Raw genomic sequence first — 19,610 nt, 5'->3', positions numbered from 1 at the left:
TTCCCCGCTCTCTGTTTCAAGATGTTCAGTGCTCTTCGTAGCGCTCCAAGCGATTATAGAGAGTCTTGGGCGCCACGCCTAGAATTTCGGCGGCCCGGGTCTTGTTGCCCCCGGCGTACTCGATGGTGCGGATGATGAGCTCACGCTCGACGTCATCCAGTGACGAACCCATCCGCACGCGGAACCATCCCGAGTCACCCTGGCCGGTGGTGCGAAATTCCTGCGGGAGATCGGCGGTGGTGATGGTTGAACTCTGGCAGACAATCAGGGCGCGCTCGATAACGTTGCGAAGCTGGCGCACGTTGCCCGGCCAGGGATGCCCCTTGAGGACCTCGCGGCATTCATCATCCATGCTGGCTACGGGCTTGTGTTCGCGCGCGGCGTAGAATTCCAGGAAGGCGTCGATCAGCAGCGGAATGTCCTCGATCCGTTCGCGCAACGGCGGCATCTGGATGGTGAAAACCCCGAGCCGATAGTAGAGGTCCTCGCGCAGTTTGCCTTCTTTGACCGCCCGGTCGATTTCGCGATTGGAGGCCGCCAGCACCCGGACATCCAGCGCGACCTCCGCGGTCCCGCCCACCCGCCGCACCCGCTGCTCTTCGATGATCCGCAACAGCTTGGCCTGCAACTCGATCTTCATCTCGGTGATTTCATCGAGCAGCAGGGTGCCGTGATTGGCGAGCTCGAAGCTGCCTTCCTTGCGGCGATCCGCGCCGGTGAAAGCGCCGCGCTCGTAGCCAAACAGCTCGCTCTCCATCAGCGTGTCGGGAATGGCCGCGCAGTTGACCCCGATGTACGGACCGCTGCGGCGCGGTGAAAGTTCATGAATGGTGCGCGCCGCAAGTTCCTTGCCGGTGCCGCTCTCCCCACTGATGATCACCGAGGCCGAGGAACCGGCCATCCGCTCGATGGCATTCATCACCCGCCGCATCGCCAGCGAGCGGCCGTAGATTGGCCCGAGCTCGCCGGTTTCCATCAGCCGCCGCCGCAGCCGCAGGTTTTCCTCGCGCACCGAAATGTTCTCGCTCAGCGTCTTCAAGATCTGTCGCAGGTGATGCGGATCCACCGGCTTGCGTAGATAGTCCAGTGCGCCGAGCTTGATGGCCTGGACCGCTTCCGGAATCTCTCCTTCACCCGAAACGATGATCGTCGCCAGCTCCACCCCCATTTCGTGGAGGTCCTTCAGCAACCGCAGGCCATCGCGCTTGGGCATCTTCAAATCACACAAAAAAATCTGCGGCGAGAAACTCCGGATCATCTCGATAGCGCGGTCGCCGTCTTCTGCGACCGCCACTTCGTAACCCCACGCGGTGAGCGACTCCGACCAGTCTTCGTGAGTCGCTTTGTCGTCTTCCGCAACCAATACTCGTTTTCGATCAGACATGGTTCAAACGCCTATTCGGTGGCGTACAATAGGTCCTCCACGCCAAAGCAATCGAGGTGCCCTTCTTGCCGACCCGTGAAAACCGACTTTATCATTCGCGGCAACGTTTGATCATCAAATATTTAGCGTAGGGTTTTCGACTCGCCCCTAATAAGGTTTCTAAGCCAGCAAGTGTCCCCGAGCGAAAACTTTCGGTGCGTTTCAGACCTCCTGCCGCACGCCTATCGGAGCATAGACGCTGGAGGGTGAGAGGAACTAACGACGCGACAGAGCCGGGAAGGTCGCGAACGACCTGTTCGTCGAAAGCGACCATCCCGTGCGGTGGCAAAAACCGCACACTGCCCGCGGTACTATGCCCAAGACCATCTACAATCGACGAGAAACGATCTTCTGCACAATTGAGCATTGGCTTCGATCTCTGGAATCGTGCCCGGACATGAGCTTGAGTAAATTTTACTCCGAACCACATCTTTTCTGTCCTTAGTTTTTCGACGAACTGTGTATGCCGCGTTTTTACCGTGCGCTCATAAGGGTCGTTTGTGGCACGGCCAATGCTTATCAAGTCTCTTGAACACCCACGAGAAAAGCATTGGCGCTGAAAAAGCGTGAATGAGGTATGGGTAAACGAACGTACGAGATTTGGGAAGCCGAAGGCCGTTCCAAGGGACGTCGTCTTGAAGACGGGAGCGGGGTAGAGCGCGAGATCGCGATGCGCGAAGGTCTCTCGGATGAACAGTGAGAGGCTCGCGAGATGTCTCGTGATCCTCGCGTAAAGTCAAGGATGTCGAAAGTGGCGGTCCTGTCGAGCGGGCCGTGAATAAGGCGTTACAAGTTGTCGATCGCGTGGAAACCGAAGCTCTGAAGCGCGGCGAACGTCCCACAAAGACCGGTCGAAAAGGGCTCGTTGCGGGCGGGAAAAGCTAACGATGAATGTCATCAATACCAAACCGCGATATTTGGTAGCCATGACTCTAGCGGCGGGACTCATGTTAGCCGGATGCCAAGGCGAAAAATCACTGGTTCCCCACAAGCTTGTAGCGACTCCAAACGAGCATTCGGTGCCAATGTATTCCGACGAGGAGATTTACTTGAAAGTCTCACGCATGCAGCAGGAAGGCGGCGTCGAGGGTATGGCAGGGGAAGTGCGCAAGAACTTCAGCGCGAAAGACATCGACGATCAAACTCCGGTGAGAATTGTGTCGAGCGACGAAAAAGGTTCGGTTGTTGAAATCGCGCAGGGCCCGATGAAAGGTCAGACGGGATTCGTCGCTCGGCAAAACATCGACTAGCGAACCTCGCCGGTAATTCGGAACGGAGGAGTCTCGAAAAACCGGATTACCGACACCGAGACGGGAATACGCCACGGGAGTGTTTAGCAACATGCCATCAATACTATTAATTGTCCTAGTGATCCTTCTAATCGCGGCGCTGCCGACATGGCCATACAGCGCTGGTTGGAGTTACTACCCGTCAGGTGGGCTCGGCACGATCCTGGTGGTCATTTTGATTCTAGTGCTATTGGGCAGGATCTGAGCGAGGAGGTATCTCCCGACTTCCGCACTCGGCCGCGAGCCGTCGCGAACATTGTGAACCCAACAAGAAGGGGCCCAGCGGTAGAAAAGGACGTTTGAGATCCTTCACGAAAGCATTTCGCAGGTCTCGAGCAGGAGATCCGACGAGCGGAGAGTCATCCCACTGGGAGCACCGTGACCGCGGGCCTGGTGCAATCCGACCATTGTCGGCGTCAGTTGTCGCAACTGCCGGTAGAAGACCTAAGCATCAAGGGTCCGTTCGCTAGCCTGCGAGATCCGCAAAGTCGTGCGTCGTTTGCCCGCGAGAAGGTGCTTACATATCACCACAATCGGTGTATGGAGGAATCCTTTCATGAGGTCAAAATCATCTAAACGGAAATATGGGCCCAAGGCCTCCAGTAAAGTGAAGCGTGCGGTACACGAGTGGAAGCGCGGAAAGCTTAAGTCTGGCGGTAGCGGCCAAAAAGTAAGAAGTAGGAAGCAGGCAATCGCGATTGGTCTTTCAGAGGCGCGACGGACCGGCGCTAAGGTACCTCAGAGATAAAAAGCACACAAGTCAAGCTGACTAGCTAGTATCGCTCAGCTCTTCTGCTCGCGACCATATTAGTCGTTGATCAGCTAGTGAGCAGGCCAATTATTTTTTACTGATTATTCAGGTTGTTTGTTCAAATAACCAAGATACGTGAAGAATCTACACAGTACGGAGCCGTAGACAGGTGATCGGTATCGATACGTTCAATCTACGAACCCTCGATCGTATTCAGCGACACGGTTTCTGCTGAGTAACTCATAACGCTTTGACCACCATTAAGGACAGAGACCATGAAAATGCTTATCACTCTTGCGATTGCCGTTTCGGGTTTCCTACTGGTTGCCGGCTGTAGCAGTGAGACGAAAGAAACCACATACGTACCGAGTCCCCCCGCGAACGTGGTTGTTCAGCCGGCTCCTGTTGTAGTTGCCCCGCCGGTCGTAACGACGACTGCGCGAACACAGACCGTTACGACTGGCCAACCGGCCACCAATTCAACCCAAGAGAGCACATCGTCGTACAAGAGTCAGTCGACCACGGTGACCCCAAATTCTTGGAGTCCGTCATCTAGCTCCGAGTCGACGACCTACGAAAAAAGAACCTACCAGGGCAGCAACTATTAGTCGCTATACGCTACCGGTGGTTGGCTAAATAGTTAGCTGATAATCCCCAGTGGCGAGGTACGGCGCTTGTCGACCACCGCTCAACAGAACTTGCTCAGAAAAACGGAGCGAAAGTATGACTGTTAGCAAGAATACTATAAGTGGAGTAGTCGCTGGCGTTGTCGAAGGGGCTTTAGCTTGCGCAACAGCGTGGACCCAGGTGGCATCTCCCGCCCCGATGTCGCCCAAGGAGGTCACGAACAGCTCGATTACTCTGAACAAGGAGAGCGTTCACAGCGAAGGGTGTGCACCACTACCAGGACCCAGCCGAGGAGGCGGAGGATGCCGCGCTGATAACCAAAATCAAGACCGCGCTCGCAACCGATGGTGTGGCGAATGGACATCCGGTCGAAATCGATTGCGATCACGGGGTGGCTCGCCTGAGCGGCGTGGTTGCATCAGCTGAGGATGCGAAGCATGCGGCCCAAGTCGCGGCTGCCGTTCCTGGAATCAGGGGGGTCGATAACAAGCTGACCTGGAGGTGATCTGATCATTCGAAATGGCCCAGGCCCGATCATTCCAAGTGGCTGACGCGTGTACCCTTGGTTCGCAGGAAGTCGTTGATGTTTCGATCGCCTGGCGACACAGAACATCGGAAGATGGTAGCCCCAGCGGTCGGCGCGTCGCCATTCTTCTGGGTAGCCGCGGTCCTGTTTCACTTCGGAAGTGGTGGCGATGCTCCGCTGGTTGGGAGATGATTTCCGCCCACCATCCAGACGCCGTGCAGCCTCAGATTGCTATCATTGGACTGTTGAGTGGTTCCTCGAAGTAATGGAACCCTTGGCAACGGTGCCGCACGCTATTGAGTGCCAACGGCCAAACCCGCTCCGTGTTATCGTTTTCACTTGGGGCATGGGAATAGTGATTGAGCATTCACGAGTAAACGTGTCCTGCCAACCACACTGACGGCCGGTGCCAGGGAAACGAGTTCTCAGCGAGCCTGGTTACGAAAGTAAGACGCCAAGCAGCACCTCAATCAGAGGTGCAACTGAGATCAGTGAGCGTTTGATTCGGTCACGTTCTCCCGGCTCAGTTTTGTCATCAGCTCCAGCAACGCCTCGAACGCTACCGGCTTCACCAGGTGATGGTCGAATCCTGCCGCCTTGCTCTCCTCACGGTCGTTCTCCTGGCCCCACCCCGTCAGGGCTACCACGATTGGTTGGTGTATCGACCGGTTCCGTCGAATGGCGCGACAAACTTCGTAGCCGTTCATCCTCGGCAAACCGATGTCCAGCAACACGATCTCCGGATCGAATCTATCAATTGCTTCCAAAGCGGCCAGTCCATCGCCCGCGCACCGAACCTGGTTACCACTCAGCTCCAGCAATCTTGCCATGGTTTCGGCTGAATCTTCATTGTCATCCACGACCAGGATGCGATGCGGTGGGAGCCCAAATCTAGCTCCATTTTTACTCGCCGTGTCGAGGTGGGCATCGGCGGCTTGTGCCATCTTGCTGACCAGCGGCAGCTTGACCACGAATTCAGCTCCCCAACCGAGACCCTTGCTGCGAGCCTCGACTTTTCCGTTGTGCATTTCAACCAGGCGCTTGACGAGCGCCAGTCCAATTCCCAGTCCAGGGTCCATCCGAACCGTTGCCGAATGCATCTGGGAAAACATCTCGAACACTTCGCTGAGCCGATCCGGTGGAATGCCGATACCGGTATCACGCACCGAAACCACCGCGGCATCGTTTTCGCGCTTTGCTGTTACCGTGACCTCTCCACCTCGCGCAGTATATTTGCAGGCATTGTGAAGCAGGTTTTGAAACACCTGCACGAGTCGTACGGGGTCAGCATCGAGGTCGATAGGCCCGCGCGAAAAATCGCGCTTGAGCCGCAGCCCGGATTCGTGAAGCAGCGGCCGGCACGCCTCGATCGACTGTTCGACGATCGATTTCAAATCAACCGGTTCGATGCGGAGTTCGAGCTTGTCGCGGGTGATGCGGCTGACGTCCAGTAGGTCATCTACCAACCTAACCATCTGAGCGAGCTGTCTCTCGATAGACTCCCGGGCCCCCGCGGTCACGGACTGGTTCTTCCCATAGCGCTTGATAAGCTCCAGCGAGTTCGCGATCGGCGCCAAGGGGTTGCGCAGCTCATGCGCGAGAATGGAAAGGAACTCGCTTTTGCGGCGGCCATCGCGGCTCAGCGCGTCGCGGTTTCGCTCCAGTTCCTGCCTCGCCTTGACCCGCGCCGAAATCTCTTGGAAGTAACAAACGACTCCGTACTGCCCGTCGGGTAGCAGTGTGCGATCGGTCCGCCACTCGTAGTACTCGGTCTGGTTACGATCGATCCGGTGCTCGGAACTTTCAGGATTTTCGTAAGACTGGCCGGTCGCCAGTGTGTAGCGGAACCGTCGGATGACCTCGTCAGCAAACTCGCGTGGCCACATAATCCGTAGGACTTCGGCAAGGCCCCGACCGATTAGATCTGGAATCTGGCCAAATGCGGGGCGAGCAATCGGGTTGACCAATCGGATCCGCAGGTCCGAATCGACCAGCATAATTCCTACCGGCGCTCTCTCCACCACCACTTCAAACTGCGCATTGCGATAGCTCGCTTGTTCCGCGGCGCTGCGGCGCATCTGCACCATCTTGAGATGCGCCTCGACGCGTGCGATTAGCTCGCGGGCGCTGAATGGCTTCACCAGATAGTCATCCGCTCCCGAATCCATTCCCTCCACTCGGCTTTCCTCACCGGCGCGTGCCGAGAGCACGATTACCGGAGTTTCCCGCAGCGCAGGATCGGAACGAATCTTCCGCAACAGACCGAAGCCGTCCAGCCGCGGCATCATGACATCAGCCAGAATCAAGTCTGGCTTGCATTCCACGGCGGCCCGGAGCGCGGCTTCTCCGTCGGGAACAGCCTCAACCTGGTACCGCTCGCCCAAAATCCGCGAGATATACTGCCGCATATCGGCATTGTCGTCGGCCACGATTACGCGCGACCGATTCTTGCCGTTGAGCGGATTGAGTGCAGGTGTCGCGAAGGCTTCCCGATAATTTGACAGCTGCTCGCGATACGGCTCTTCTTTCGCGTCGTCCGGCAACCAGCGCAACGCTTCTTCGACAAACGGCGACGCTCCGGCCGCGGCGGAAAATGGACGGTCTTCATCACTGACCTGGTCGGGTGGCAAGTGGTGCTTGCCCAGCGGAATCTCCACCATGAACGTAGTGCCATGGTCGACCACGCTCTCTGCCACAATCTTTCCAGCATGCAATCGCACCAGTTCATGTACCAACGCCAGTCCGATTCCGCTTCCTTCGTGGGTTCGGCCACGCGGCTCTTCAACCCGATGGAATCGTTCGAACAGGTGGGGCATTTCCTTGGGAGGAATCCCGGTGCCGGTATCCGAGACGCGAAGTTCCACCATGTTGGCCGATTGCCGAAGGCTGACCTCGATACGGCCATCGAAGGTGAACTTGAAGGCATTAGAGAGAAGGTTCAAAACGATCTTTTCCCACATCTCGCGGTCCACGTAGACCACTTCGGAAAGCTGCGGACAATTAACCACCAGTTTCAGTCCTGCGCGTTCGATCGCCGCACGAAACATGCCGGCTAGTTCGGCCGTAAAGTCAGCCAGCTCGGTCGGTTGATAGATAGCGCGCACGCGCCCGGCCTCAATACGCGAGAAGTCCAGGAGCGTGTTTACTAACCTCAGCAAGCGCAATCCGTTGCGGTTGACCATTTCCAGCTCGCCCTTGACTGCCGGCGAGAGCTTCGAATGGCTGCGCCGCAGCAGCTCCTCGATCGGCCCGAGCATCAGCGTGAGCGGCGTCCGGAACTCGTGGCTGACGTTGCTGAAGAAGACGGTCTTCGCGCGGTCCAGCTCTGCCAGCGTCTCCGCTCGTTTGCGCTCATCCTCGTGGGAGCGTGCATTGCTGATGGCGGTCCCAATCTGAGTTTTGACGAGAACGAGAAAGTCCCGGTAGTGCGCGTCGAATTTTATCCGTGAGCTGATCCCTGTGATCAGCACGCCAGCATTCATGTGCGGCCGGTTCGAGGGTATCGGGACAATTGCGGCGGCAACCGGCGGATCCGACCAGGGCCCGGCAGGAACGGTTCGGAAGCGGGTCGCCAGGTCCTCGACCAACTGGATTTCGCCGCTTTCGACGACTTCCCGAAGCGGCCATCGCGCCGCCGATGATTCGTCGAGATTCAAGATTTTCTGGCTGAGATCGAGGCCGGGCCCAACTCCTGAAGCGCCGGCAAGGCTCGCTCGCCGCCGATCCGGATCGATCAGATACAGCAGAGCAAATGGAACGTCCCTGTCGTGCTGAGCTAGAACGTTCGCTGCAACCGCGCAGGCCTGCTCCGCCGTCTTGGCGTCCGCCGCGCTGGCCGCGAGGTCGCGCAATACGACCGTGCGCCGCTCGCTAATAACCTTTTCCGTGATCTCATGGACGGTGGCGAGAACTCCGCCGATACCACCGGCCGTGGTATCGTCGGGGACTGGGCTATACGCGATCGTGAAGTGAGACTCCTCTACGAAGCCATGTCGGTGGATCTCAAGCAAAATATCTTCATTCCACGTCGGTGGACCGCCGCGAAAGGGCCTATCGATGAGGGGTCCGATAATGTGCCAGATTTCTGGCCAGCAGTCGCGCGCAGGCCTGCCTAAAGCTTTTTTTGGGTGTTTTGCTCCCGGAATCGGAGCGTAGGCGTCGTTATACAATTGTATATAGTCAGGTCCCCACCACAGGATGTGGGGGAAGCGGTTGGCCAGTACGATGCGGATGGTGGTTACTAGCGCCGCCGACCAGTGTTTTATGGGTCCTATCGGGGTGCTCGCCCAGTCGAACTCGCGGATGAGTTCGCGCATCTCGCCGCTGCCTTCGAGGAACGAAAGCGCGTCTTGAGAAATCGATTGGTCCCCGCTCATGTCAGAGGTTCCTGGTCTGTGACAGCGGCGCGAAGCGACCCTGACTGCCGCAGCAACTCCTCGGCGACCACAAACCAAGCCACCGGAAGGCCGCTTACGCGACCCCTATTTTCAAATATCAAGAAAAGAGCGGATGATCGCGAAAATTTTGCTGCACAGAAATCAGGAAATGCCATCGCCCTGGTCTCGTGATTCGAGGTTTGCAGAGTCTCAGAGAAGTGCCCCGAGCTCGTTCATTAATCGAAGTAGGTCCTTTCGCGATTGTCTGTCAAAGGCCCGCAATCTTGGTTTGCTCGCGGTCTCGCGTGCTCGCATAGGCACTTTGGGTGAGCTCCCTTTCGCAAAGCAGAACCCATCATGAACATGGTAAATTCAAGTAGCCGAGCTGCGGTGCAATTCCCGAAAAGGCCCCGAATAGGGCGTTTTTGCCCTTCCAAGACGCTGAAGGGCCCACATGTTCGCAAAGTTGTCGGGCGGGAGAAGCTTACCGTGCGCTGCCTGTAAGACAAGATCGGCTTAGGTCAACCACAATGACGCTGGCAGAGTTCATCAGGATCAATCGCGACCGGATCCTTCGAGAATGGGAAGATTTCGCGAGCAAAATAAGCGATGCTGCTTTGCCGAGATGGATTCTGCGCGATCACGCTCCTTCGATTCTCAAATTTATCGCCGACCGGATGGAAGCTTCCGCTCCACCCGTGGAGCAGCGCCTGGTAGCCGCGATCGAGGGTGAACCGAGTCCCACCCAGTCTGTAACTGCTGCCCATGTAAAGATTCGGATCGACTCAGGCTTCGACCTGGCCCAGATCGCAGCGGAATATTGTGTGCTGCGAGCCCGCGTTGTGCATCTTTGGCAAATCCTTGATTCGAGTGGCTTCGAAGTAGGCGCTGCCGAAGTGGCGAGATTTTCCGAAATCGTGGACGAGAACATCACGGCGGCGGTGGTCGAATACAAGGAGCGGGAAAGCCAATACCGCGACCGTTTTATCGGCATCCTGGGACACGACCTGCGAAACCCGATAAACGCCATTGTCATGGGCGCGAATGTTCTAGCCAAGCAGCACCCAGTGAACGAACAACAGCTCAAAATAGTTGCGTCAATCTCAAGGAGCGCTCGACGCCTGGAGGGAATGTCGCGCGACATACTCGATTTCGCGCGCGGCCGCCTTGGTAATCCGATGCCATTGACCATCGCGAGGGGGAATGCAGGAGTGGCCGTTGGTGAAGTCGTTGACGAGGTTCGCTTGGCCAATCCAGCGAGCGCGATCGATTTCGAGGCAGGCGGCCATCTGGACGGGGAGTGGGATGGTGAGAGACTAAAGCAGATGGTCTCCAACCTGCTAATCAATGCGATTCGGCACGGCGACGGCAAAAGCGTCAAAGTTACTGTCCGCGGCGATGAAAGTTTCGTTGTCATTCAAGTTCACAACCGAGGCCCGCTGATACCGGAAGATCTGCTCCCGACCATTTTTGACCCTCTCACTCGGCGCGCCAGCTCCAGACCAGATTCCACAGGACTGGGGCTGTTCATTGTGAGCGAGATAGCTGCCGCACACGGTGGCACGATCGTCGTAAGCTCGTCCCGAGAAGGCGGAACCAACTTTGTCGTGCGGCTGCCGCATGGTCCCCCATGAGGTTTTCCTGCCAGCCAGACCAAGGCGATCGTCTTTCGACCGGCTTCGACCCCGTTTCTAGCTGCGCCAAGATTGAGTTCGAAACTTGATGCTCTTCCCCAGCCGTCGCACTCTATTGATTGGTCTTAGGGCCAGGAGCCGGCGCCTATCGCTCTCCGTCGATGGCGCGAGCGTGCGGTTCTGCGGACGATGGTGACGGGCGCATCGCCGAGCAAAGCCAGCCGGTTGCGGCTTGGTCCTGCGGTGTCAGTTTCCCCGGCGAGCCTCAAGGCCTTCGACTCGAGCGGGACTGTCTCACATCTAGACGCTGTATTAGAATTTCTTGGTCGAATGGGCTACCTGCCGATATCCATGAACCTTGACGGCCGCCGATGCGTGGTGGTCGGCGGAGGCGAGGTCGCCGAGCGTAAGGTCGCGGCGCTGCTGGAGGCGGGCGCTCGGGTTTGCGTGATCAGCCCGAAACTCACCGCGGAGTTGCAGAGACTCGCGTCTACCAATGCGGTTGAGCACATCGCTCGCGAATGGAAACCCGGAGACCTTAAAGACTGTCTGCTCGCTTTCGCTGCGACCGACGATCTCAGAGTTCATCGTGCCACTGCGGCGGAGGCGCGCGCTTTCCGTGTTCCCATCAACGTCGCCGACCAACCCGAATTGTGCGACTTCATCACGCCGAGCGTGGTCCGTCGTGGAGAACTGCAGATTGCGATCTCAACTTCTGGCGTGAGCCCCGCGCTCGCCTCGCGCATCCGACGCGACCTGCAAGTGGTCATCGGTCCGGAGTACGAGACCGTCACCCAAATCATGCGCGCCGCGCGATCCTACGTGCGCAAGCGGCAGCAGGATTCACGCGAGCGAGCACGGATTCTGCAGGCAATCGCCGCTTCCAACATCGCGGAGCTTGTTCGGCAAGCTGATTGGATCGCGATCGATCGTTTACTGACTCAGCATCTCGGGGCCGGCCTCGCTGTCCTTCGAATCAAGCTCCACCCGCCGCAGCCCACCGAGGAATTGTCACGTGGCACCTGAACTATGGGATCGCTCTGGCTACTTCCCGCTATAGCCTGCTACGCGCTCTCCGCCATACTGTTTCTGGCGGACAGAATGTCGGGAAAGGTGCGCCTGGCTGGGTGGGCCATAATCGCGCTCGGCGCAGGGGCCGTCCTTCATGCACTTGATCTCGCCGCGCGCGGTTTGCAGGCCGGCAATATTCCGGTCGCGAATTTCGCGGAGTCGCTTTCGTTTCTGGCGTGGGTGACTGCGCTGGCGTCGCTGTTGCTGATCGTGCGGCTGCGAATGTCCGTGATCGGCGCCTATGCCGCGCCGGCGATTGCGATCGCGATGGGAGTATCGACTGCGATGACGACCCGCGGGCGTCTGGTGTTGCCCGCTCCGCTGCAGAGCATCTGGCTGCCGATTCACGTGGGCCTCGCGATAGTCGGCTACGCGATGTTTATCCTGGCGGCGAGTGTGAGCCTGGTTTACCTGGCCTACGAATCGCGCCTTAAGGCCAAGCGGCCGCCAAAACCCGACACCGAGCGCCTCCCGAGTCTCGAAAAGTTGGACCGGGTTAACTATTCGCTGCTCGCCTGGGGTTTCGTCATGTTGAGCGCGGCGATCGTAACCGGGGCCATTTGGGCCGACGCGACCTGGGGTCATTTCTGGTCCTGGGAGCCCAAAGAATCCTGGTCGCTGGTTATTTGGATTTTGTATGCCGCCCTGCTCGAATCGCGTTTGACCGTAGGATGGCGCGGACGTCGGGCGGCGGCTCTCACGATTGCGGTCTTCGTAGTTCTGCTCAGTTCATTCGTCGGCGTTAGCCTGGTGTTTCCCGGCAAGCACGGGGGCAGCTTCGGGTAAGCCGATGGGAAAGACGACGCTTTTCATACTCGGCTTAAACCATCGCACCGCTCCCGTGGCGGTCCGCGAGCGGCTCGCTTACGCAGAGGCGGAGATTTCGCAGGCGCTGGCTAATATCAAGCAGCGCGTTGCCTCGGTCAGCGAGGTCGCGATCCTGTCAACCTGCAATCGTGTCGAAATGGTCGGCGTCGCGGCCGATCCGTCGGTGGCATCTGACGAACTCGCAGCGTTCATCGCCGAGGATCGTCGAGTCGAATTACCGGTTTTTGGTGACGCGCTCTATCGAATGGCGGGACGCGAGGCAGCGCGCCATCTGTTCCGCGTCGGTGCCAGTCTCGACTCGATGATGGTCGGGGAGCCCCAAATCCTCGGTCAATTGAAACTCGCCTATGCTGAAGCGGCACGCGCCGGCACGGTGGGCTTGGTGCTCCATCGGGCATTTCACAAAGCATTTTCGACCGCCAAGCGCATCCGCAAGGGAACGTTGATCGGGCATGGGGCTGTTTCCGTCAGTTCCGCGGCGGTTGCTCTAGCGCGACAGATTTTTGACCGACTATCCGACAAGACGGTCATGCTGATGGGCGCAGGCAAGATGGCGGAACTCACGGCGCGCCAGCTCCAGACCATCGGAATCGAATCTCTGCTCATCACTTCGCGCACTTTTGACAAGGCAGTGACGCTTGCGCGGGAGCTGGGTGGCACCGCGGTGCCGTTCGAAAACTACCGCCCTTATCTGAAGATCGCGGACGTGGTAATCGGCTCGATTTCGGTCGCCAAGCCCATCATCGGCCCCGAGGAATTCGACGCTGTGATAAAGGAACGTCGTTACCGACCGATGTTCCTAATCGATCTGGGAGTGCCGCGCAATTTCGATGAACGTCTCAACTCGATCGGAAACGTGTACCTGTACGACATCGACGACCTCGGACAGGTGGCCGACAAGTCCCGCGCGGAACGAGAAAAGGAAGCCGACAAGGGAGAGGAAATCGTCGAGCAGGAGCTCAAAGCCTTCGAACGCTGGATGGCCGGGCTGGATCTCGTCCCGACCATCAAGGATATCCGCTACAGCATCGAGCGGCTGCGCGATGTTGAACTTGGCCGCAACCAGACCTGGATTGCAGCGCTCGGCCCTTCTGAACGCGAACGAGTGGAACTGCTGACACGCAGTCTCACCAACAAGCTTATCCATCGCATCCTGCTCGGCCTGCGCCAGGGCGGCAACAGCCCGGCGGACAATAGCTACGCGGCGGAAGTTGCACGCCGACTGCTCTGCGGGGAGTTCGATCTCGAAGATTCCGAATTCGATGCGATCGAAGACGACGACGAGCCCTGAATGGCTTTCAAACTCAGGATCGGATCGCGCCCCAGCCGTCTCGCCCTCGCGCAGACCGAGATTGTCCGGTCGCGGCTCGCCAGCATAGTTCCGGACTTGAGCGCAGAAGTCGTGGAAATTCGAACCTCGGGCGATCGGATGGCGAGTGCCTCGCTGGCCGGGGTGGGGGGCAAGGGACTTTTCATCCGCGAGCTCGAACAGGCCCTTTTGGAAAAGCGCATCGACCTGGCGGTCCACTCGATGAAGGACCTGCCCGCGATTCTTGAGCCCCAGTTTCGCATCGCGGCTGTCTCTGAACGCGAAGATCCGCGCGACATCCTGGTTACGCGCGACGGCAGTCCGCTTGCTTCGCTCGCCAGCGGCGCGCGCTTAGGTACCTCTTCTTTGCGCCGGCGCTTCCAGGTCCTGAAGGCCAATCCTGGTCTGGAGATTTCCCCGCTGCGCGGCAACGTGGATAGCCGCCTGCGGCGGGTCACGGAAGGCCGGCTGGACGCAATCGTAATCGCGATGGCTGGTCTCAGACGGCTGGGGCATAGCGTTGACGTGAGATTCACGCCCCTGGACGAGCGTGACTTCATCCCCGCGGGCGGGCAGGCGGTACTCGCAATCGAGACGCTCGCGAATAGCTCGTCTCCGCAGCTTGATCGCACACTGGCAGTATTCAACGACTCGCGTGCCCGATACGAAACGACGGCGGAGCGCGCATTTCTCGCCGCGATTGGTGCATCCTGTGCCACCCCGGTAGGGGTGAAGGCGACGGCCGCGAAAGACGCCGTGTCACTTCGCGCGATCCTGTTTTCCACCGATGGTTCGGCCGAAATGTCCGATGAGGTCGAAGAACCGCTGGATGTGGACCTAGCTCCCTCCGCCGCTCACGCGCTTGGTGCGCGGCTCGGTGAGCGGATGCTTGCGCGCGGCGCGGATCGGCTGATTACGAATGAGTGATCGGCGCGGCAGCGTCTTCCTGGTCGGCGCAGGACCAGGTGCGTTCGATCTGATCACCCTGCGCGGCGCGGATTGCCTGCGACAAGCGGATTGCGTGGTTTACGACGCCCTGGTTAATCCCGATCTGCTGCAACTGGCCCCTTCCCAGGCCGAGTTGATCTTCGCAGGAAAGAGGCGCAACGGGGCATCGATCGCCCAGGCCAAACTAAATGCGCTGCTGATCGACCGCGCGCGCAAAGGGAAGCGCGTGGTCCGCCTCAAAGGTGGTGACCCATTCATCTTCGGGCGTGGAGGCGAAGAGGCTGATGCGCTAGCGCGTGCTGGTATTCACTTCGAAGTCATACCAGGAATCACCTCCGCGATCGCAGCCCCTGCATTCGCGGGCATTCCGCTCACCCATCGCAAACTCGGGTCTTATGTCGCGTTCGCCACCGGCCACGAGGACCAAAACAAAGCCGGCAGTAAGCGCGTTCCGTGGAGGGAACTTGCCCGCGCCGCGCGCAACGGGGGTACCATCGTGGTTCTGATGGCGTCCACGCGGATGGCCGCCTCGCTCACGAGCCTCACCCGCGCGGGTCTCCCAGCTCAAACGCCAGCCGCAGCAGTGCAATGGGGCACGACCGCGGCGCAAAAGACCGTGGTCGGTACCGTCGCTACTCTCGCGGGGTTATGTGCCAGTGAGCACCTCACCGCGCCCGCGGTGGTAGTCGTGGGCCAATCGGTGAAACTCCGCGAGCATCTCAAATGGTTCGAGAAGCTGCCATTGTTCGGACGACGAATCGTGGTGACCAGATCACGCGGGGCGAGCACCGCCTTTGCCCGCGAGCTGCGCACGCTGGGCGCCGACGCGGTCGAGTTCCCGACCATAGAGACTGCGCGTCCGGCCACCTATGCGGCTCTCGACGAAGCAATCGACCACCTCGAACAATTCAACTGGATCATCTTCACCAGTGCGACCGGCGTCGATGCTTTCATCGCGCGACTCAAGGTTCTACGCCGCGATATACGGGCAATTGGGCACGCGTCGCTGTGTGCGATTGGTCCAGCTACGGCGGTGCGGCTCGAGCAATACGCCCTTCAGGTCGCTGCGGTACCCCGCGAATACCGAGCGGAAGCGATTGTTCCCGCGATCGGGTCAGAACGAATTCGCGGCGCGCGCATCCTGATTCCCCGAGCACAGATCGCACGCGAGATCCTGCCGGAGCTTCTGCGCGACCACGGCGCAAGCTCGGTCACGGTGGCTCCCGCTTATCGCACCATTAAACCAAAGCCGGCGGGCCTGCAAAGAATTCGTGAGCTAATCCAGGCCCGGCAAATTGACCTGGTTACCTTCACCAGTTCGAGTACCGTGTCTAACTTCTGCGACATGGTCGGCAATGTCGAAGGGCTCAAAGCAGCGGCTATCGGGCCGATCACCGCCGAGACTGCCCGCAGCCATGGGTTCGACGTAGTGGTGTCTCCTACCAGCTACACGGTCCCAGCCCTGATCGAGGCGATCGGCGGGTTTTTTGCGCGGGCTTCTTAATGTATTTGACCGGTATATAATTCCTTCATCGCGAACCTCGCGCTCTACTATGCCTTTTCCAATTAACCGGCCGCGGCGGCTTAGACGCAACGACACATTGCGCCGCATGATCCGTGAGACGCGGCTTTCACCGGACAACCTGATTCACCCGCTCTTCGTCTGCCCCGGACGCGGGGTGGTGAATCCTGTTCCTTCGATGCCCGGGGTGGCGCAGCTTTCGGTCGACCGGGTGGCAGCCGAAGCGCGCGCAATTCATGCTGCGGGTGTTCCCGCGATAATCCTGTTCGGGATTCCCGAGCGCAAGGACGCGCTTGGCAGCGAAGCTTGGAACGACAATGGCGAGGTCCAGCGCGCCATCCGCGAGGTCAAGGAGAAGGTTCCCGGCTTGGTCGTGATCACCGACGTGTGCATGTGCGAGTACACCGATCACGGCCATTGCGGAGCGATCAAAGGCACCGACGTCGACAACGATGCGACGCTGGAATTGCTCTCACGCGAGGCGCTTTCGCACGCGCGAGCCGGCGCGGATATCGTCGCGCCATCGGACATGATGGATGGGCGAGTCGCTGCGATTCGCACTGCGTTGGATCGGGACGGATTCTCCGAGATTGCGATTATGGCGTACTCAGCTAAATTCGCCTCGGCGTTTTACGGACCCTTCCGCGACGCCGCGGAATCGGCGCCTCAATTCGGGGATCGGCGCTCGTACCAGATGGACCCGCCAAACGGAGAGGAAGCGCTACGTGAGGTCGCGCTCGACCTGGAAGAGGGTGCCGACATCGTGATGGTGAAACCGGCACTGCCATACCTTGATCTGATCTGGCGGGTGAAAAACGAGTTTCGGGTGCCGGTCGCCGCCTACAACGTCTCGGGCGAATACGCGATGATCCGTGCCGCGGGCATCAACGGCTGGCTCGACGAGGATCGCACGATCATGGAAGTACTCACCAGCATCCGCCGCGCCGGTGCCGACCTGATACTGACCTACTTCGCCAAGGAAGTGGCGAAGAAGCTCTAGAAGGCGAGGGATCCGCCAGATTTCGCGAAAAGTGACCCAGATTGGAAAACTGCCAATCTGAAGTCTGCGCCGAGTGAGGATTTCCGTGCTATCCCAGGGGCGAATCAGATGGATAACTTGATCATTCGGCCGCTCGAGGAAGCCGACCTTGACGAAGCCGACCGCGTCATGCGGCTTGCCTTCGGGACCTTCGTCGGACTCGCGGATCCGATGACCATGTTTGGCGACTCGGACATGGCGCGGACTCGCTTCCGCGGTAATCCGGATGGAGCGCTGGGTGCGGAGCTGGATGGCCGTGTCGTGGGGTCCAACTTTCTCGCGAATTGGGGTTCGGTTGGATTCTTCGGGCCGCTCTCCGTCGATCCTCCGCTTTGGGAGCGCAAGATCGCGCGCCGTCTGCTCGACCCCACGATGGAGCTGTTCAAGAAATGGGGCATGCGGCATATCGGGTTGTTCACTTTTGCGCAGAGCCCCAAACATCTGGCGCTCTATCAGAAATATGGTTTCTGGCCGCGCTATTTGACGGCCGTAATGGACAAGAAAGTAGAGGCCGGGCGGCTTGCGCCAAATGTACAATTGTTTTCAACCCTCGACGCGGCGGGCCAAAAGATCGCCCTTGCAGACACCCGCGAGATGTTGGCATCGATCTACGAAGGTCTGGACGTGACCCAAGAGATCGAGTCAATCGCGCGGCAGAAAATTGGAGACACCGTCCTGCTACGAAATGGCTCACAGGTGGATGCGGTTGCGACCTGCCACATCGGCAAAGGCAGCGAGGCCGGCAGCGGCTCCTGCTACATCAAGTTCGGCGCGGTGCGCCCGAACGACGGCGCCGCACAGACTTTTGAAAAGCTTTTCGAAGCCTGCGAACGGGTTGCGGCGGCCAGCGGAGCAAACGAGCTGGAAGCGGGAGTCAACACCGAGCGCCACACCGCCTATCGTGCGATGCTCGCACGCGGCTTCCGCACCTTCCTTACCGGCGTCTCGATGCAGCACGGCAACGATTGCGGCTACAACCGGCACGACCTGTTTCTGCTCGACGACTGGCGCTAGGTTGCCGAGAGATTCTTTAACCAGCGCACCTTTACGACGCGAGGCGTGGAAGTCGCTTCCGCCTACTCGGTGTCCGAGTGCCCTGGTGGCTTAAGGTTCTTTTCGTACCACGGGCGCATTGCCGCCAGCGCGCGACTCTGATGGTAGGCCAGTTCATCTTCCGGATATCGATACTGCGGGCCCAGCACGCATGCGACGCGCGCGTGACATCGCGGCGTGCAATCGGGTTCGGACTCGATTCGATAGGCAAGACATCGGGGAATGTCCCAACCTGAAGGGAGCGCGACCGCGCCGGTAGGGCACGCCGCAATGCAGCTGCGCTGCGTGCAGGTCGGACACGGATCAAAGCTTGCTGCTGCTCCGGGCGCATTGATGAATTCATCGATCAGAATCGCCGCGCGAAACGCGATCCAGGGCCCGAACTTCGGATGCACTAGGACGCCGAGTATGCTCGAGCCCCCCAGGCCCGCCACCTTTCCCAGCTCGATAAAATTTAGCGTTGCGGTGTCGCTCATGAAAGGAAATACGATCGTGTAGCGGCTATGCGATTGGCGGACCGCCGGCTCGATTTCCTTTTCGACGATCGCGCGCGTGAAATCGTCGAGGGGATGCTTGCGTTCCCACCACCCCGGGTTGTGCTCGGCGTGACGGCGAAGCCCGGCCCACAGCGCGCCCCCGCCGTTGGCGATCACAACGATCGATTTCGCTTTCGCATCCAGGGCCCCGGCGCGATACGGTTGCGTGACGACCGCATCGTAGCGATGCACCGGTACGGCCGCGATAAGATTCAAGCCGAACGGCTCGCCCGCGCTACGGATTGTTTCAACCAGCGAACTCATAGTCACTTATGCGATCTTGTAAGTCACCAGCGCATCGGCGATGAGTGCGTCGGCCTGGTCGCGAATTTCCACGTTGACGCTGGCCAGGCGCTTGCCATGCCTCCGAACCGTCGCGCGCGCGACCAGCGCGCTCTGTGACGCCATGCCGGTGTAGTTTACGGTCATCGAGATCGTCGCGCTGCGCGTGGTCGCGTCGATGGTCCAGACCGCGGCGCACGCCGCTACATCTGCGAGCGATGCGATGGCGCCTCCGTGAATGGGAGCCTGCGGTCCGCCATCGTTGATCAGGGTCGGTGCAAACGGCATACGCACCACGGCGCTCCCGTTGGCTCTGGACTCGACGCGCAGTCCGAGCAGCGCGGAAAACGGGGCTCGCTCAAGCGAATCGAGGTTGTCCTTGCGCGCTACCATGGG

Annotated in this window: 15 protein-coding genes; 11 read left to right on the top strand and 4 right to left on the bottom strand. The window is 59.3% G+C overall.

Annotated features, from left to right (window positions below; genetic code table 11):
* Positions 1 to 25 precede the first annotated feature (25 nt).
* Complete coding sequence (locus VGI36_11660) at positions 26 to 1,384, bottom strand: sigma-54 dependent transcriptional regulator (GenBank protein HEY2485799.1); 1,359 nt, start codon at positions 1,382 to 1,384, stop codon at positions 26 to 28.
* 616 nt (positions 1,385 to 2,000) lie between these two features.
* On the opposite strand from VGI36_11660, the gene VGI36_11655 reads away from it, so the two are divergent.
* The 3 genes from VGI36_11655 to VGI36_11645 all read left to right on the top strand — a co-directional run bounded on the left by VGI36_11655 (position 2,001) and on the right by VGI36_11645 (position 4,595).
* A complete protein-coding gene (locus VGI36_11655; protein HEY2485798.1) occupies positions 2,001 to 2,123 on the top strand; it encodes a hypothetical protein in 123 nt (40 codons plus the stop codon).
* 187 nt (positions 2,124 to 2,310) lie between these two features.
* Complete coding sequence (locus VGI36_11650; protein HEY2485797.1) at positions 2,311 to 2,673, top strand: hypothetical protein; 363 nt, start codon at positions 2,311 to 2,313, stop codon at positions 2,671 to 2,673.
* Positions 2,674 to 4,355: 1,682 nt separating this feature from the next.
* Positions 4,356 to 4,595 (top strand): BON domain-containing protein, encoded by a 240-nt coding sequence (locus VGI36_11645; protein ID HEY2485796.1) that lies wholly within the window; start codon positions 4,356 to 4,358, stop codon positions 4,593 to 4,595.
* 509 nt (positions 4,596 to 5,104) lie between these two features.
* Here the strand turns inward: VGI36_11645 and VGI36_11640 are convergent.
* Entirely contained in the window at positions 5,105 to 8,992 is a 3,888-nt protein-coding gene (locus tag VGI36_11640) for an ATP-binding protein (GenBank protein HEY2485795.1), read from the bottom strand.
* A 530-nt stretch (positions 8,993 to 9,522) separates the two neighbouring features.
* On the opposite strand from VGI36_11640, the gene VGI36_11635 reads away from it, so the two are divergent.
* The 8 genes from VGI36_11635 (at position 9,523) to VGI36_11600 (ending at position 18,357) form a co-directional block, all read left to right on the top strand.
* On the top strand, positions 9,523 to 10,626 hold the full coding sequence (locus VGI36_11635) for a HAMP domain-containing sensor histidine kinase (GenBank protein ID HEY2485794.1): 1,104 nt from the start codon (positions 9,523 to 9,525) through the stop codon (positions 10,624 to 10,626).
* Positions 10,627 to 10,977: 351 nt separating this feature from the next.
* Positions 10,978 to 11,652 (top strand): bifunctional precorrin-2 dehydrogenase/sirohydrochlorin ferrochelatase, encoded by a 675-nt coding sequence (locus tag VGI36_11630; GenBank protein HEY2485793.1) that lies wholly within the window; start codon positions 10,978 to 10,980, stop codon positions 11,650 to 11,652.
* A 75-nt stretch (positions 11,653 to 11,727) separates the two neighbouring features.
* Positions 11,728 to 12,483 (top strand): c-type cytochrome biogenesis protein CcsB, encoded by a 756-nt coding sequence (gene ccsB, locus VGI36_11625; protein HEY2485792.1) that lies wholly within the window; start codon positions 11,728 to 11,730, stop codon positions 12,481 to 12,483.
* Positions 12,484 to 12,487: 4 nt separating this feature from the next.
* Entirely contained in the window at positions 12,488 to 13,816 is a 1,329-nt protein-coding gene (gene hemA / locus VGI36_11620; GenBank protein ID HEY2485791.1) for a glutamyl-tRNA reductase, read from the top strand.
* Positions 13,817 to 14,761, top strand: coding sequence for a hydroxymethylbilane synthase (gene hemC, locus VGI36_11615; GenBank protein HEY2485790.1), 945 nt, complete (start codon positions 13,817 to 13,819; stop codon positions 14,759 to 14,761). It abuts the gene before it with no gap.
* Positions 14,754 to 16,286, top strand: a complete 1,533-nt coding sequence (gene cobA, locus VGI36_11610; GenBank protein HEY2485789.1) for a uroporphyrinogen-III C-methyltransferase — start codon at positions 14,754 to 14,756, stop codon at positions 16,284 to 16,286. The genes hemC and cobA overlap by 8 nt, the downstream gene beginning before the upstream one ends.
* A gap of 49 nt (positions 16,287 to 16,335) precedes the next feature.
* Positions 16,336 to 17,304 (top strand): porphobilinogen synthase, encoded by a 969-nt coding sequence (hemB, locus tag VGI36_11605; GenBank protein ID HEY2485788.1) that lies wholly within the window; start codon positions 16,336 to 16,338, stop codon positions 17,302 to 17,304.
* Between the two features lie 108 nt (positions 17,305 to 17,412).
* On the top strand, positions 17,413 to 18,357 hold the full coding sequence (locus VGI36_11600; GenBank protein HEY2485787.1) for a GNAT family N-acetyltransferase: 945 nt from the start codon (positions 17,413 to 17,415) through the stop codon (positions 18,355 to 18,357).
* A gap of 62 nt (positions 18,358 to 18,419) precedes the next feature.
* Here the strand turns inward: VGI36_11600 and VGI36_11595 are convergent, their stop codons facing one another.
* Positions 18,420 to 19,196, bottom strand: a complete 777-nt coding sequence (locus VGI36_11595; GenBank protein ID HEY2485786.1) for a hypothetical protein — start codon at positions 19,194 to 19,196, stop codon at positions 18,420 to 18,422.
* A 6-nt stretch (positions 19,197 to 19,202) separates the two neighbouring features.
* Entirely contained in the window at positions 19,203 to 19,607 is a 405-nt protein-coding gene (locus VGI36_11590) for a PaaI family thioesterase (GenBank protein ID HEY2485785.1), read from the bottom strand.
* Between the last annotated feature and the right edge of the window lie 3 nt (positions 19,608 to 19,610).

The organism is Candidatus Binataceae bacterium (assembly GCA_036495685.1).
Lineage (GTDB): Bacteria > Desulfobacterota > Binatia > Binatales > Binataceae > JAFAHS01.
The sequence above is the reverse complement of the archived record's forward strand: the minus strand, read 5'-3'. Positions and strand labels throughout refer to the sequence as shown.

Coding starts and splice junctions, on each gene's coding strand:
- VGI36_11660 (HEY2485799.1), bottom strand. CDS start 1,384: ATGTCTGATCGAAAACGAGTATTGGTTGCGGAAGACGACAAAGCGACT.
- VGI36_11655 (HEY2485798.1), top strand. CDS start 2,001: ATGGGTAAACGAACGTACGAGATTTGGGAAGCCGAAGGCCGTTCCAAG.
- VGI36_11650 (HEY2485797.1), top strand. CDS start 2,311: ATGAATGTCATCAATACCAAACCGCGATATTTGGTAGCCATGACTCTA.
- VGI36_11640 (HEY2485795.1), bottom strand. CDS start 8,992: ATGAGCGGGGACCAATCGATTTCTCAAGACGCGCTTTCGTTCCTCGAA.
- VGI36_11635 (HEY2485794.1), top strand. CDS start 9,523: ATGACGCTGGCAGAGTTCATCAGGATCAATCGCGACCGGATCCTTCGA.
- VGI36_11630 (HEY2485793.1), top strand. CDS start 10,978: ATGAACCTTGACGGCCGCCGATGCGTGGTGGTCGGCGGAGGCGAGGTC.
- ccsB (HEY2485792.1), top strand. CDS start 11,728: ATGTCGGGAAAGGTGCGCCTGGCTGGGTGGGCCATAATCGCGCTCGGC.
- hemA (HEY2485791.1), top strand. CDS start 12,488: ATGGGAAAGACGACGCTTTTCATACTCGGCTTAAACCATCGCACCGCT.
- hemC (HEY2485790.1), top strand. CDS start 13,817: ATGGCTTTCAAACTCAGGATCGGATCGCGCCCCAGCCGTCTCGCCCTC.
- cobA (HEY2485789.1), top strand. CDS start 14,754: ATGAGTGATCGGCGCGGCAGCGTCTTCCTGGTCGGCGCAGGACCAGGT.
- hemB (HEY2485788.1), top strand. CDS start 16,336: ATGCCTTTTCCAATTAACCGGCCGCGGCGGCTTAGACGCAACGACACA.
- VGI36_11600 (HEY2485787.1), top strand. CDS start 17,413: ATGGATAACTTGATCATTCGGCCGCTCGAGGAAGCCGACCTTGACGAA.
- VGI36_11595 (HEY2485786.1), bottom strand. CDS start 19,196: ATGAGTTCGCTGGTTGAAACAATCCGTAGCGCGGGCGAGCCGTTCGGC.
- VGI36_11590 (HEY2485785.1), bottom strand. CDS start 19,607: ATGGTAGCGCGCAAGGACAACCTCGATTCGCTTGAGCGAGCCCCGTTT.